Below are 14,210 nucleotides of genomic sequence, written 5' to 3' on the forward strand. Positions count from 1 at the left end.
AATATTATATATCATTAAATACAAAAAATAAGAATAATTATTGCAAAAATGTAAAATTGCTTTAAAGTTGTTCTATAAGTTTGTTATTTCTGAATTTCAATCTAGGCTACAGGTACACTGTTCACTTTATGAACACAAAAGCGTAATGAATAACAGTTCAATATTAAATTAATCCTTTTATTCAATTTGAATATATAACACAGGATTACCCCTAAGCGCACCCTGCCCGGTGCGCTTTTTACTTTGTACTTAGTGTTTTTTACTTGGTTAAGCTACCTGGCTGTGCAGCTATGATCTTGGTATTTTTTGTCTTCATTAAAGTTAAATAAACACCAACTGCACTGATAGCTAACCCTAATATAGCAGGTACAGTAATTGCCTCACCAAACATTACCCAAGCCCATAACGTTGTTACCGGTGGTGTTAAATAAATTAGACTCGACACCCGTGTTGCAGAGCTTTTCGATAGGATCTGCCAATATAATCCATAAGCGCCTAAGGTAGAAAATAATATAAACCAAACCACCGCATAGACGAAATTCAAACTAATTTCGGGAACTAAACCACCATTAAAGTAAGCAAGAGGCATAAAGAGCGCACTAGTAATTAAACATTGTATAGTGAGCGATGGCAAAATACTCACTTTACTCGGCTTAGCTTTCGCTACAAATGTTGCGATAACTATGCATATCATACTAAGCAACGCTAAAGCGTAAGCAAGCAAAGGTGAGTCGTTTAAGCCACCAACAACAGTGACAGCGACACCAACAAAGCCTAAACAAAGACCTATCCACTGCTTTAAAACAACTTTCTCAGACAACACAATACCAGCAAGTGCAGCAGTGACTATAGGTTGTAATGAAGCAATTAACGCTGCCGTTCCTGGAGAAACCCCCATATCAATTGCTGCGATAATCGTCGCTAAATAACCAAACATAGCAAAGCCACCAATAACACACTGTTGGAGTAAATCCCGTTTAGTTAGCTTCGTTAAAACCTTTATTGAAAAAGGCAGTAAAATGACTGATGTGATTAAAAACCGCCAAAACAACACTGTAAAAATTGAGCCTGTATTAGACGCAAGCGTTCCGCCTATAAAGCCAGAACTCCACGCAACGACCAACCCTATCTCTAAAATCGGCATTGATTTTAACTTATTAAACACATTCACCTCAAAAGTAAAACGATCACTCTACTTGCAAGTGGTAGAGTGATCGTTTTACTATGTCAACTATGAATAAGACTCAAGAAAAAATAGCCACCGCTTTAGAAACTGCTTTCGCTCAACATGGCTTTGCAGAACAAGGCGTTGATGCGCTTAAAGATGCCACCGGGGTGAGCTTAAGAACCCTATACAAATACTGTCCTTCGAAAGAAGCAATGATAGTCACTGCGCTTGAGTACCGACACACTCGGTATTTAAACACTATTTTCACTTCGTCAAATGACAGCCAGAACAACTCAGCAGAGCATATATTTAAGCAAATAGGGTTTTGGATGGGGGAATATGCACCTAGCGGCTGTTTATTCCATAATGCGGTAGCGGCTTATCCAAATAGTAAAGCTTTATCAGCGCTGTTAACTCGTCATAAATTTGAGGTTGCTAACAGTTTAACGACTGCCCTAGATCTCAAAGGCTATGAAGATGAGCTATTACTAATACATGAAGGGTTAACGCAAAGCTGGCCTTTACTTGGCGATAAAGCACTCGTGATTGCAAATAAGTTAGTAAGTGGCTACCTTAAAAATCGGGATGCATAGCAAAATTATCTATTATGATTGTTTTGCTGCGGCATTAGGTAAACGGTGTTCGTGGGCTTTTATTTATAATTCTCGTTGTTACCCACGAACCACTTTCTCTATAATTCAATCACTTCTATCGCACCGCGCTTTTGCATAGTGACAAACAACTTGGTTTGCTGCTCATTAAACGCCACATTAGTTGGATGCTGCCCTTTGAGTTTAAAGGTTTTTAGTATCTTTCCGGCGGGGCTAATCTTTACTATCACGCCAGCGCCGAAACGTGCCACAAAAACGTTACCTTGATTGTCAACGCGCATGCCGTCCATGCCATGATCGTCAAACTTAATAAGCACCTGTTTATTGCTGATATTTAATTCACTATCAACATCATATTGCCAAATAACTCGTTGCACACTTTCATTTACGTAGAGCTTATTATTAGCGTTATTGACCGCAACGCCATTGGTAGTGCCCATATTATCTTCAAGTAATTTAGTTGAGCCGTCTTTATTAATACGCCAGAGTTTACCGCTACTTTTAGCCCAGTTAGGATCGCTGGCAAACAATACACCCGATTTAGTTATCGCAATATCATTAGGTTGGTTCATGGCATCATTATGTGCAAAAACACTGACTTCATGAGAGTTAGCATCTACTTTTAATATGTTGTGATTTACGTAATCCGCTACATACAAATTACCTTGGCTGTCAAACTGCAAGCCATTTCCAACACTGTCATTCGGTAGTTTAACAAATAATGTAGTGCGGCCTCTGCTATCAACCTTGCCAATAGTGCCTTGCTCGGCAAAATTAACCGCATATAAATAGCCATTATGAAAAGTTGGCCCTTCAACCCCTTGCGTAAAAATATCATCACTAACAAAGTCGGTACTTTGTGTTGCGTTAACGCTAAAGCTTAATAATGCAACTGAGAGTATAGAGGGAGCGAAAAGTGTCATGAGCAGTCCTGTATTAATGGTTTAAATTATTGCTGGTGTATATTGCCAAAATTGGAAAATCATCAGCACCAAACGAAATAGTAATGGAGCGTTGCTCACCATCTTCTAGCTTTAAATTATCTGAAAGTCCAATAGGCGAAAGCCGCTTACCATCAGCAAATAATGCCATAATATGATCAGCTTGCAGTATCCGCGAGCCTGTCGCATCATTACGAATGGTCACAACCGCCACGCGCGTACCAGCTTCGCTGCTCATAAGCACAGAGTTAACAAGGGTGAAGTTACTATTTTTCGGGGTTATTTTTGCATCATTTTCAAACATAAACTCCATACCTTGCAGGCTGCCTCGGTCAACCGAAAGTACTTCGTTACTAGCATGTAAAGGGGCTGATATAAGCAAGCTACTCAGCAACACGTTTATACCAATATAAAAATAACTCTGTTTCATCATTTACCCTTCCTTTGATAATTTTTGTACTATGCTTTTTTATCACAGTTTGTTCCTTGATAACAGACTATTGCATCTGAGCAAAAATGATTACCTGAGCAGCTACAAACAAAAAGCGATACGAGATTGAATTAATACTCACCAGCCCTAAGTTATAGTAATAAGTTATCTGCAGACGACGCAGTAAAATAAATACGAAATATGACAATACATTGGATACGGAGCAACACTTATGAGTACGCTAGACAACCAACAGTTCATTCTTAAATCTCGCCCCCATGGCGCCCCCACTCAAGAAAACCTCAGTGTAGAAACAACACAGCTACCTGCATTAGCAGAAGATGAAGTTCTACTGCGTACAATTTACCTTTCACTAGACCCTTACATGCGAGGGCGTATGAGCGATGCAAAGTCGTACGCTGATCCGGTTGAAGTGGGTGATGTGATGGTTGGCGCTACTGTTTGCCAAGTAGAGAAATCACAAAATAGTGAATTTACACAAGGCGAATGGGTGCTTGCTTATACAGGTTGGCAGCAATACGCCATTAGTAATGGCGAAGGACTGATGAAGCTTGGTGAATCTCCCAGCAATCCGTCTTATGCATTAGGTATTATGGGTATGCCTGGGTTTACCGCGTACATGGGATTACTTGATATCGGCGCACCTAAAGAAGGGGAAACCGTCGTTGTTGCTGCAGCGACAGGCCCAGTTGGGGCAACCGTGGGGCAAATTGCTAAAATTAAAGGCTGTAAAATAGTCGGTGTTGCAGGCGGTACTGAAAAATGTACGTACGCAGTTGAAAAGCTTGGTTTTGATGCATGCATTGATCACCGTTCTGATGACTTTGCAGCACAATTAACTCAGGCCTGTGACACAGGTATTGATGTTTATTATGAAAATGTGGGCGGAAAAGTGTTTGACGCCGTATTACCTTTACTTAATACCGCAGCGCGGGTGCCATTGTGTGGCTTAGTGTCGCAATATAATGCCACTGAGCAACCACAAGGGCCGGATCGTATGGGCGCGCTAATGGGGCAAATTCTCACTAAGCGAATTCGTATGCAAGGCTTTATTATTTTTGATGATTATGGCCATCGTTATGATGAATTTGCCACTGATATGCAAAAGTGGCTTAGCGAGGGGAAAATTCATTATCGCGAACATGTAGTAACAGGCTTTGAAAATACCGTATCTGCGTTTAACGATATGCTTGACGGTAAGAACTTTGGCAAAACGGTAGTACAAGTAAATAATCCACTTTAAATTTACCCTGCGCAGCTACGGCTGCGCTTTTAAGGACAACCATGATCAAATTACATCATTTAAATAAATCACGCTCTAAACGTATTATTTGGCTTCTTGAAGAGCTAGACGTTGACTACGAAATTGTTGCCTATCAACGTAATAGCGAAACATTTTTAGCTCCTGATGAGCTCAAAGCGATTCATCCACTAGGCAAATCCCCCGTGATTGAGGACAATGGCCAAATTATTACTGAGTCAGGTGCTATCACTGACTATTTAATAACGCAATATGGTAACGGCAAGTTTGCGCCAAGCCGTGATAGCAAAGACTATATTGATTATCAGCAGTGGCTACATTTTGCAGAAAGCTCTGCCATGGTGCCATTTTTACTAAAATTATTTATTACCAAAGATGGCTGTAAAACTAATTTTATTGCCGACTACGCTGATAATGAAATTGGCAAAATTTTAGGCTACATCAACCTAAAACTTAAAGGTAGAAGCTACTTAGTAGGCGAGCAATTAACAGGCGCAGACTTTATGCTGTCTTTTGTTGTTGAAAAGGTAGCCGAAAGTGGCATGATCAGCCACTTCCCTGAAATTGCCCGCTACTTAGAGCAATTAAAAAGCCATGAAAAGTACCATACAGCAGATGAGCTAGAAGCAAAATACGGTTAAGCCCTTACCAGTGCTAGCTTAAAAGGGGTGTAAAGCCCCTTTACGCTTTATATACCCAAACCTCCTCAATCAACTAACCTGTAGCCTACCGCCGGCTCTGTAAGTAAATGCTTTGGAGTTGCGGGATTCGCTTCAAGCTTTTGCCTTAGTTGAGCCATATGCACACGCACATATTCAGGGCGGTTAATATACTGCTCCCCCCATACATGACTTAATATCGCATTGTGAGTAAGCACTTTGTCTTTGTTTTGCAGCATTAACAGTAAAATTGCATATTCTTTTTTGGTAAGTTTAACTTCTTGCTGCGCGAGTGTAACAGTGTGTTTATGTGGATCAATGGTAATATTGCCGCAGTTTAAAGCTAAACTCGTTTGCGTATTAGTGCGTAATAACACGCGAATTCGCGCCAGTAATTCATTAGCACTAAAAGGTTTAGTTAAGTAATCATTAGCGCCATTATCAAGGGCGGTGACTTTTTCAACTTCACCATCGCGTGCTGAGAGTACCAGCACTGGCAACTGGCTCCACTGCCTAAGTTCCACCAGCCAATCTTGCCCGTCCATATCTTGTAAACCTAAGTCAAGTAACACTAAATCAAAACTTTGTTCGCTTAAAAGCGCAAAACCATCAAGCCCTTTAGCACTCACACTCACTTGATAACCACTGGCTGCTAATAACGTTTTTAAAAAGCTCTGCAGTGGTGGTGAATCTTCTAAAGCTAAAATATTAATCATTTAACTTACTCCATACTAAACAGGCAGTAGCACTTTGTTGCTGCTCATTAATATCTAAAGTAAAACTTCCGTGGTGAAATTTAGCCACCACATCACAAATGACACTGCCTAAGCCAACACCTTGGTCAGTGCTTGATTGCAGTGAGCTTGCTAAGCGATTAGTAATGCACAGTTGATAGTCAACTTGCTGCGCATGTTGCCGATAATGAAAGCTGAGATCCGCGTGACCATCACCATAGCGGCTGGCATTCTCAAACATATTCGCTAAAGCAATTTCAAGCAAGGTGATATCCCCTTCGCAGCTGTCTTGTTCACTTACTTGAGTGACGAGCTGAAAATCAAATAACAGCTGCTGACGTCGCGCTTGCGCTTCGCTGATCAAGGTTTGCAAGCTAATGGCTTGCCACTTTAAGTCTTCGCCCATTTTATTGACCCGACTAAGCTCCATCACTTTATCAAAATGTTCGTTAAGAATTTTACTTTGCTCATAAATATTACGCGCTTGCTCTGCAGCCATTGCCTCTGTGAGTACAATGTTTTCATCCGCGAGCATGCTCGATGCGCCCATGATCGTTGCAAGCGGGGTTCGTAAATCATGCGACAAACTGCGCAATAAAGCGTTTTTAGCTCTCTCGAGTTCTGCTTGCACAGAAATAGCAGCTGACTGTTGGCGTAGCTGAGTGTTCTCATGTGCCTGATATAGCACTGAAATTGCAGTATTTAAAAATGCACTTTGCGCCTCATCAAGCGGTTCTGAGGCTATAAAACCGCCCCAACGACTATCAACTTCACCGATCGCAAAGTAATGTGTTGATTGTGCATTTTGAGTCATTCTAGCTTGTTGCCAATCAAGTTCTATCTGTAAGTGTTGCTCAACTACCGCTTGGAAATAGTCGCGCTGACGGTCAATTTCATCGAGGCCATTTAAACCTTTGGCAAGCTCATACAAACAACTGGTGTTACTGGCATGGCGTTTAATATCACTAATTTTACTTGTAAGTTGACCTGCTAATTGGCTTATCACCAATCCCACGATCAGCATGACCGCAAAGGTCACCATATACTCAATATTTTCAATATGAAAAGTGAAATACGGGGTAACAAAAAACCAGTCTGTGCAGGCCACACTGACTAAAGTGGTAATTGCCGCTACACGACGATTACTGCGCAGCGCCACCAAAGTAACCCACAATAATTGCAGCATCACAATATCTGTGGTGGTAAACCAATCTCGCACCGGAAAAATAGCCAACACAATCAGTATTGGCATTAGTACACTCGCAGCAATTGCACTGAGGTATTGTTTTATCTTCATTTTATCGCTCTTCATAGACTCCCTCTTAGCTTACTGTGATTACTAGGCAGGGACTATAAAGTTTTTATAAAGTTTTTTGCTCTATATATTAAATCTTTATAAAGCTTTGCTTTGCAACGCTGACTTTACTATTTCCTACCGTATATTTAGCGCCACTTTAGTAATTGCTGCTTACCTAGTGTAGGTATTTGATAAGGCGTATTGATGATAAATTGGAAAATCACCTTAAGACTACTCGCCTTTCCAATTATTTGGATGGGGGTTGTACAATTGGTATTTGCCGCCCTTTCATTGTTTATTTTTAAAGATCGGGTTATTGGGGCTTTTCTTATTCCTGCTGCAACAATGCTCTGCGTTGCTTTAGTGCTACTGATCAATTTACGAAAAACGGATTTAACCACAGCAACATTCAGAGATGCACTCATATACGCCACCGTAACCTGGATTATAGTAGGTGTGTTGGGGGCCATTCCAATTTTAGTCGTCACTGGCATTAACTTTAGTGATGCGTTATTTGAATCGATCAGCGCTTTAACGACGACTGGCGCAACTGTGTTATCGGGGCTAGACAACATGCCTCCAAGCTTTTTATTGTATAGACAATTTCTACAATGGATGGGCGGGTTAGGCATTGTAATTTTTGTAGTGGCTATTTTACCTATGTTGAATATTGGTGGCATGAAATTATTAAAAGCAGAAACCCCCGGACCAATTAAAAACGAAAAACTAACTCCGCGTGTTGCCAGTACCGCTCATTATTTATGGGGTGTTTATTTAGCTATCACCGTACTTTGTAGTTTAGCTTATTATGCTGGCGGAATGAGTTTTTACGATGCAATTGCCCATGCCTTTACCACTGTTTCAACTGGTGGTTTTTCGACCCACGATGCAAGTATGTGGTATTACCAAAGCCATTTACTGCTGTGGATAGCTAATTTGTTCATGCTTGCAGGAGCTATTAACTTTGCCTTGCACTTCAAAGTGGCGCATAAAAGAGCCATTGCTAGTTATTATCATGATGAAGAAACACGTTATTTTATTTATATAGTGGCGCTTTTAGCGGTTATTTTAGCCGCTATGCTACTGCTTAAAGACAGCTACTCAGATGTACTTGAAGCATTTAGTTTTTCTACTTTTCATATTATTTCTTTTATTACCAGCACAGGTTATGGCGCAGCAAGCTTTACTGACTGGCCAACTGAGGCCGGTTTTTTACTGGTTATTGCAGGCTACCTTGGTGGTTGTGCAGGTTCAACCGCTGGCGGAAATAAAATAATCCGCAACATTATTGTTGGCAAAATGATTAATAACAATATTAAGCAGTTACTTCACCCAAGAGCAATATTTACACTTAAATATCAAGGCTCGCCCGTTAAAGAAGATGTACGTCATGCAATTATGGCATTTATGACCTTTGCCGCTGGTTCAAGCTTATTATTTACATTAATGCTTATGGCAACTGGCCTTGATTTTTGGAGTGCATTTACTGCGGTAGCAGCATGCGTCAATGTGCTTGGCCCTGGATTTGGTGAAGTTGGCGCTAACTTTCAACCTGTTTCAGATACAGGTATTTGGATACTCTCGGTCGCTATGATCGTGGGTCGGTTAGAATATTTTACTGTTTTTGCACTTTTTACTCACAGCTTTTGGAAAAAGTAACGAAGGAATACTATGGCACATTTTACAGTTATCGGTTTAGGCCGTTTTGGCATTGCAGCAAGCTTGGAGTTGATCCATTTAGGACACACAGTGACTGGCGTTGATAGCAACCCAAAACTCGCCGAAAAATATGTTGAGCACTTATCTGAAACAGTGGTGTGTGACTCAACGGATGAAGCGGCGTTAAAGGAGCTAGATTTAGCAAATAGTGAAGCAGTACTGGTAGCGATTGGCGAAGACATGCAATCAAGTATTTTGTGTACTTTAGCATTAAAGAACTTAGCCGTTGCACAAATATGGGTAAAAGCAGGCACTAAAGCACATCACACAATTATTTCAAAATTAGGGGTTAGCCGCATTATTCATCCAGAGGAAGAAATGGGGGTCCGTGTTGCGCAAGCGCTAAACTATCCAATGGTAAACGATTATATTGCTCTGGGTAATGGCTTATATGTAGTCGAAGTTCATATAAAATCGAACTTACAGGATGTAACGTTAGGGCAATTACTAAAAGATACTAAAGGCGAAATCGATCCGGTGCTGGTAAAACGGGGTAAACAAACATTCATTAAACTCGAGCACGACTTTAGATTGCAGGAGCACGATAGTTTACTATTAACAGGTAATAGAGCTGAATTAAAACATATTGCACCAAGGCTGGTATAAACTATGGTTCAGTGGCATCCCCTACAAACTCCAATTGAGCGAAAGCCAAGAGGAAATAAAAAATTAAACGCCGCACCTCCGGTTATATTAAGCACTGGTTTTATTTTTTTAATATTGCTGGGTGCAATATTACTTAAACTCCCTTTTGCTGCACATATTCCTATTTCTTGGGAACAAAGTTTATTCACGGCAACGTCTGCTGTTACTGTAACCGGGTTGGTTGTTGTGGATACCGGCTCTGCGTTTACCGCCTTTGGGCAAGGTGTTATTGCACTATTGATTCAACTCGGTGGTTTAGGACTGATGACGTTTGCTGTGGTCACACTGATAGCACTTGGTAACAAAGTCGGATTTATGCAAAAAACTATTACTAAAGCGGCTTATAATCAAACCGATACTTCTACTTTGGTCAGCACTGCTAAGTCAGTTTTATTATTTTCACTGCTAGTAGAAAGCCTTGGTATTACCATTTTAACCTTATATTGGGGCCAAGAAATGGGCTGGCTAAAAGCATTTGCGCATGCAGTATTTTATACTATTAGTGCTTTTAATAATGCTGGCTTTGCATTGAGCCCAAACAGTTTAATGGCATATGTGGCCGACCCTGTGATTAACCTTACTATAACTGGTTTGTTTATAATTGGTGGTTTAGGCTTTACCGTATTAATGGACTTATATAAATCGAAACGTTGGGCAAAACTATGTACTTACAGTAAATTAATGTTGATCAGCACAGTTATTATTAACGTTATTGCATTATTGCTTATTTACGCGATTGAATACGATAATCCAAAAACACTGCAACCACTGTCTGAAGTAGGTAAATGGTTAGCTGCTTGGTTTCAAGCTGTCACTCCCCGTACTGCGGGATTCAATACCATTGCTATTGAAGAATTAAAAAATGCCAGCACCGCTTTAACTATGATGCTTATGTTTATTGGTGGCGGCTCTTTGAGTACCGCAAGTGGCATAAAGGTCGTTACGTTTATTGTTTTAATATTAGCAACCTATAGCTACCTCAGACGTGATAAAGGGATCACTGTGTTACGCCGAGAAATAGACAAAGAATCTGTGTATAAAGCATTAGCTTTAACTATTATTTCTGCAGGAGTTACCTGGCTTGCTATTTTCGTTTTATTGTTAGTCGAAGATGCACCTTTTATTGATATTGCATTCGAAGCGGTATCAGCAATAGGCACTGTTGGCTTATCTCGAGGTTTAACAGGTTCGCTGTCACCAATAGGTGAATTTATCATTATGTTTTTAATGTTTATGGGCAGAATAGGTCCGCTAACAATCGCCTATTTTTTAGCAAGTCCACGTAGTAAAAAACTAAGGTACCCAAGCGCGCAACTCTCTATTGGTTAACTAAAACTCGGGTAATTAGCCTTATCAAATTACCCGAGTTGTCCAAATACCAAACAATACCCGTTTAAAATAAAATATCACAAAGACGAAAAAATAATTTTAGGACAAGGGTTGTAATACATTGTTAATAAAAAGGGCTAGCAACGTTGTCTGTTATAATCTTAGTTGTCCCGCCAGGTATTTTTATTGTTATCATAAAAAGCGCCCTATTAGTTGTTGAAGTCTTGTGTATCGGTCAGTTCATTTAGACATTATTTTCAGAACAAAAAATCATGAATATAAAGCATATTAATATTCACTTTGCTTGGGCTGTTTTGAATTGTTGCGCCGTTATGGTGGAAAGTTCGCAGGAGAAAAACAAGCGTTTTCTGCAAACCACACTGGGGAAAACGCCACTGCTTCAAGTTTTGCAAAATAAAATTAGTTTGACGTCAAACGAACTAATCACAAGAAATTGGCCAGTGTTTATGGCCATCTTGGACTAAGAAGCTGAGCCAGCTTATTTACTATTCACAATTCCATTATTTAAGCCACCCCTTGCGTTTAAAATACAAGTAAGGTGAAAAACCCGCAGCAATCATTAACCCAATAGCCCATGGATAACCGAATGCCCACTTAAGCTCTGGCATAAATTCAAAATTCATCCCATACATACTAGCGATAAGCGTTGGAGGCAAAAACACGACGGCTGCAATAGAAAAAATCTTTATAATTTTATTTTGTTCTATATTGATAAAACCTTGTGTTGAATCCATCAAAAAATTGATTTTATCGAATAAAAAGGTGGTATGTGACATCAAGGTCTCAATATCCCGCATGATTTCTCTAAGCGTTTCCTGTTCTGACGATTGAACAGTCAAGTGCCTGAGTAAAAATGAGATATCTCGTTGTGTATCCATTAAACACAGACGGATTTTACCATTTGTGTCTTCCAGTCTAGCCAGCTTTCCTATTGCGTCTTCCAGTTCGGATGTCTCATCTTCCAATACTAAATAGCTTACGGCCTCTAACTCTCGATGTAAGTCTTCCAGCGAGTCAGCGTGATTCTCAACTTTTTGTTCCAATAATGTCACTAGCAAGTCTTGCGGCGAACGGGACTCCACTTGCCCACGACGCGCTCGCATTCTCAGCAAACGAAAGTCTGCAATATCGCCATCGCGGATCGTGATCAATCGTTCTTTCTGTAAAATACACGCAACACTTACCGTCTGATGACGTCCCTCAGACTGCGTCATAAACAACGAATGGATATGAATACCGGATTTATCAACAAAACAGCGTGCTGATGCTTCAATCTCTTCAATATCGTTGGATTCAGGAAGCTCTGTATGCAATAGCTCCATCAATAACGAACGATCAAATTCATTAGGCTCATGAACATCAATCCATTGCGCGCCATTTATGACACTAGATAGATTTTCAGCATCATGTTCAATTTCCTGAATAACATTCTGATGAATTGAGAATAGTCTTAACATCAGTTTACCCCTATATTTTTCATCGTATTCCACGCATTACTGCTGCTCTCGATTAGCGAACCCTTCTCTTCCCTCACAATAAAAGCGGCAACGCCATGTTCGTTAGCGACTCGTATAGCGTCACTTTCACCGAGACACAGTAGGGCTGTTGACCACGCATCTGCTTGCGTGGGGTCGTCATGAAGTACAGTAACAGATAAGGTAGAGTGAGTAACCGGTTTGCCTGTTCGTGCATCCAAAACATGACTAAAGCGCTTGCCTTGTTCATCGAAGTAGTGTCGGTAAGTGCCTGACGTCATAATAGCAATTGAATCATCCTGCTTAATATCAATCACTTTTTGAACAACCCTATCGCCAGGTAAGGGGCGTTCTATCGCAATGCGCCAGAACGAGTCATCTGGTTTGTGCCCGCGAGTTTGCATCTCACCACCTATTTCAACTAGGTAATCGGTTATTCCAGCGCTCTCAACTACCTTTGCAATACGTGATACACTATAACCTTGTGCTATCGAGGATAGATCAACACTTAATTCTGGCTGTTTTTTTAACAGGCTGGTTTGTGTTGGTGAAGTAAGATAACTTAGGCCAATTTTTTTTATGGCATTTTGGATGTCTGTTTCAGAGGGGGCATTAAATACATCTTTGCTAAACCCCCACAAATCAAAGAGCGGCTTAACGGTCAAGTCATAGCAGCCATTGGTTGCCTGACTCACTTGTCGAGCAATGTTAACCAAGCTGACAATTTCTTCCCCAACTTCAATAGCTTGAGGGTTTTCACTGCGATTAAACTGCTCAATGACTGAGTCTGAATGGTAATTCGACATCATTTTATCAATTCGCAGTAACTCAGCTTCTATCTCTTCCTGTAATCTTTCTGTATCAATTGCGGAGTTGCTCCACACTGAAACGTGCCAAGTGGTGCCTTGTGCAGCGCCACTTAACATTTGTACCTCAACAGGCTTAGAACACGCCACCAAGCCAAGCATTAAGCTGGCCAACAGCACAAAGGTTAATCGCTTCATGACTTATCCTTTACGGTGGATAAATGTTGCTCAGAAACAACGTGCAATGTGCGTTGTGGAAAAGGGATCGTCAGGCCAGCGGCTTCAATGGCTTCTTTTACTTGTTTATTCAAATCCCAATAAGCAGACCAATAGTTTTCATTGGTTGCCCATGCTCTAAGCTGAATATTTACCGCACTATCGGCCATGGATGCAACCATGACTTGAGGCGCTGGATCAGTCATCAATCTTGATTCATTTGCTGCTACCGCCTGCAATATTTTAAACCCGTCATCTATCGAGTCTGAATAGGAAATACCCACAACAATATCCATGCGGCGTTTACCATTGCGAGTAAAGTTTTTAATGTTATTTCCCCACAAAACGCTATTGGGTGAAGCAATATACAAGCCATCTATGGTTTCAAGCACTGTAGTGAATAAACTGATTTCTTTTACTGTCCCTTGAGTTGAACCAAACTCGATAAAATCGCCAGTTTTAAAAGGTCGTAATATCAAAAGCATGATCCCAGCAGCGATGTTGCTGAGTGTATCTTTAAGCGCAAGACCAACTGCCAAACCTGCCGCACCAACTAAAGCGATAAGGCTGGCAGTATTTACACCAAAGATGTCTAAAATAAATACACCGCCGATGACATATACCGCGTAGCTGGCAACCACTGAAAAGATTGGTATCAGGGTCGCGTCGACTTTATTCAACTTAGAGTTAGTGTTTTGAATCGCTTTGCGTACTGCTCTTGCTATCAATGAGCTAGCCACCAAAATAACTATCGCTAAAATTAAATTATAACCGAGTGCTATTATTGTCTCAGAATGACTTTGCCAAAATTGAATAAGTGAATCTTTCATATATATCTCTTTCTTTATATGCATTTGAACCGAATTCAAATGCAAAT

General features: G+C 40.5%; 15 protein-coding genes. 7 read left to right on the forward strand and 8 right to left on the reverse strand.

Annotated elements, in window-relative coordinates:
* Nucleotides 1–259: 259 nt before the first annotated feature.
* The gene (locus ACT3S9_RS16530; RefSeq protein WP_192542456.1) at nt 260–1,165 is read right to left on the reverse strand and encodes a DMT family transporter; all 906 of its coding nucleotides are present in this window, start codon (nt 1,163–1,165) and stop codon (nt 260–262) included.
* Between the two features lie 68 nt (nt 1,166–1,233).
* On the opposite strand from ACT3S9_RS16530, the gene ACT3S9_RS16535 reads away from it, so the two are divergent.
* A complete protein-coding gene (locus ACT3S9_RS16535; RefSeq protein WP_192542457.1) occupies nt 1,234–1,761 on the forward strand; it encodes a TetR/AcrR family transcriptional regulator in 528 nt (175 codons plus the stop codon).
* Nucleotides 1,762–1,859: 98 nt separating this feature from the next.
* Here the strand turns inward: ACT3S9_RS16535 and ACT3S9_RS16540 are convergent, their stop codons facing one another.
* Together ACT3S9_RS16540 and ACT3S9_RS16545 are read right to left on the reverse strand one after the other, a co-directional pair.
* Nucleotides 1,860–2,702 (reverse strand): SMP-30/gluconolactonase/LRE family protein, encoded by an 843-nt coding sequence (locus ACT3S9_RS16540; protein WP_441992815.1) that lies wholly within the window; start codon nt 2,700–2,702, stop codon nt 1,860–1,862.
* Nucleotides 2,703–2,715: 13 nt separating this feature from the next.
* Nucleotides 2,716–3,153 (reverse strand): hypothetical protein, encoded by a 438-nt coding sequence (locus tag ACT3S9_RS16545; protein WP_441992816.1) that lies wholly within the window; start codon nt 3,151–3,153, stop codon nt 2,716–2,718.
* 229 nt (nt 3,154–3,382) lie between these two features.
* On the opposite strand from ACT3S9_RS16545, the gene ACT3S9_RS16550 reads away from it, so the two are divergent.
* Together ACT3S9_RS16550 and ACT3S9_RS16555 are read left to right on the forward strand one after the other, a co-directional pair.
* The gene (locus ACT3S9_RS16550; protein WP_441992817.1) at nt 3,383–4,414 is read left to right on the forward strand and encodes an NADP-dependent oxidoreductase; all 1,032 of its coding nucleotides are present in this window, start codon (nt 3,383–3,385) and stop codon (nt 4,412–4,414) included.
* 41 nt (nt 4,415–4,455) lie between these two features.
* The gene (locus ACT3S9_RS16555) at nt 4,456–5,073 is read left to right on the forward strand and encodes a glutathione S-transferase family protein (RefSeq protein WP_441992818.1); all 618 of its coding nucleotides are present in this window, start codon (nt 4,456–4,458) and stop codon (nt 5,071–5,073) included.
* Nucleotides 5,074–5,138: 65 nt separating this feature from the next.
* Here the strand turns inward: ACT3S9_RS16555 and ACT3S9_RS16560 are convergent, their stop codons facing one another.
* Nucleotides 5,139–5,807 carry a response regulator gene (locus tag ACT3S9_RS16560; protein WP_441834414.1) on the reverse strand — a complete coding sequence of 223 codons (669 nt, stop codon included), beginning with the start codon at nt 5,805–5,807 and terminating at the stop codon, nt 5,139–5,141.
* Nucleotides 5,800–7,137, reverse strand: a complete 1,338-nt coding sequence (locus ACT3S9_RS16565) for a DUF4118 domain-containing protein (RefSeq protein WP_441834413.1) — start codon at nt 7,135–7,137, stop codon at nt 5,800–5,802. The genes ACT3S9_RS16560 and ACT3S9_RS16565 overlap by 8 nt, the downstream gene beginning before the upstream one ends.
* 189 nt (nt 7,138–7,326) lie before the next feature.
* Here ACT3S9_RS16565 and ACT3S9_RS16570 point away from each other — a divergent pair, with 189 nt between their 5' ends.
* From ACT3S9_RS16570 to ACT3S9_RS16585, 4 genes are all read left to right on the forward strand, one after another.
* A complete protein-coding gene (locus ACT3S9_RS16570) occupies nt 7,327–8,781 on the forward strand; it encodes a TrkH family potassium uptake protein (protein ID WP_441834412.1) in 1,455 nt (484 codons plus the stop codon).
* 12 nt (nt 8,782–8,793) lie between these two features.
* Entirely contained in the window at nt 8,794–9,447 is a 654-nt protein-coding gene (locus tag ACT3S9_RS16575) for a potassium channel family protein (RefSeq protein ID WP_441992819.1), read from the forward strand.
* A 3-nt stretch (nt 9,448–9,450) separates the two neighbouring features.
* On the forward strand, nt 9,451–10,815 hold the full coding sequence (locus ACT3S9_RS16580) for a TrkH family potassium uptake protein (RefSeq protein ID WP_089369077.1): 1,365 nt from the start codon (nt 9,451–9,453) through the stop codon (nt 10,813–10,815).
* 272 nt (nt 10,816–11,087) lie between these two features.
* On the forward strand, nt 11,088–11,300 hold the full coding sequence (locus tag ACT3S9_RS16585; RefSeq protein ID WP_115121843.1) for a hypothetical protein: 213 nt from the start codon (nt 11,088–11,090) through the stop codon (nt 11,298–11,300).
* Between the two features lie 36 nt (nt 11,301–11,336).
* Here ACT3S9_RS16585 and corA read toward each other — a convergent pair whose 3' ends face one another.
* From corA to ACT3S9_RS16600, 3 genes are read right to left on the reverse strand one after another with little or no spacing between them, the layout of a single operon-like run.
* Nucleotides 11,337–12,326 carry a magnesium/cobalt transporter CorA gene (corA, locus tag ACT3S9_RS16590; protein WP_244181082.1) on the reverse strand — a complete coding sequence of 330 codons (990 nt, stop codon included), beginning with the start codon at nt 12,324–12,326 and terminating at the stop codon, nt 11,337–11,339.
* Entirely contained in the window at nt 12,293–13,315 is a 1,023-nt protein-coding gene (locus ACT3S9_RS16595; RefSeq protein ID WP_441993117.1) for an FAD:protein FMN transferase, read from the reverse strand. Before ACT3S9_RS16595 ends, corA begins: the two co-directional genes overlap by 34 nt.
* Nucleotides 13,312–14,163: a mechanosensitive ion channel family protein gene (locus ACT3S9_RS16600; RefSeq protein ID WP_192542466.1), complete on the reverse strand. Its 852-nt coding sequence runs from the start codon at nt 14,161–14,163 to the stop codon at nt 13,312–13,314. Before ACT3S9_RS16600 ends, ACT3S9_RS16595 begins: the two co-directional genes overlap by 4 nt.
* Between the last annotated feature and the right edge of the window lie 47 nt (nt 14,164–14,210).

Source organism: Pseudoalteromonas sp. AOP31-A2-14 (genome assembly GCF_052378035.1).
Lineage (GTDB): Bacteria > Pseudomonadota > Gammaproteobacteria > Enterobacterales > Alteromonadaceae > Pseudoalteromonas.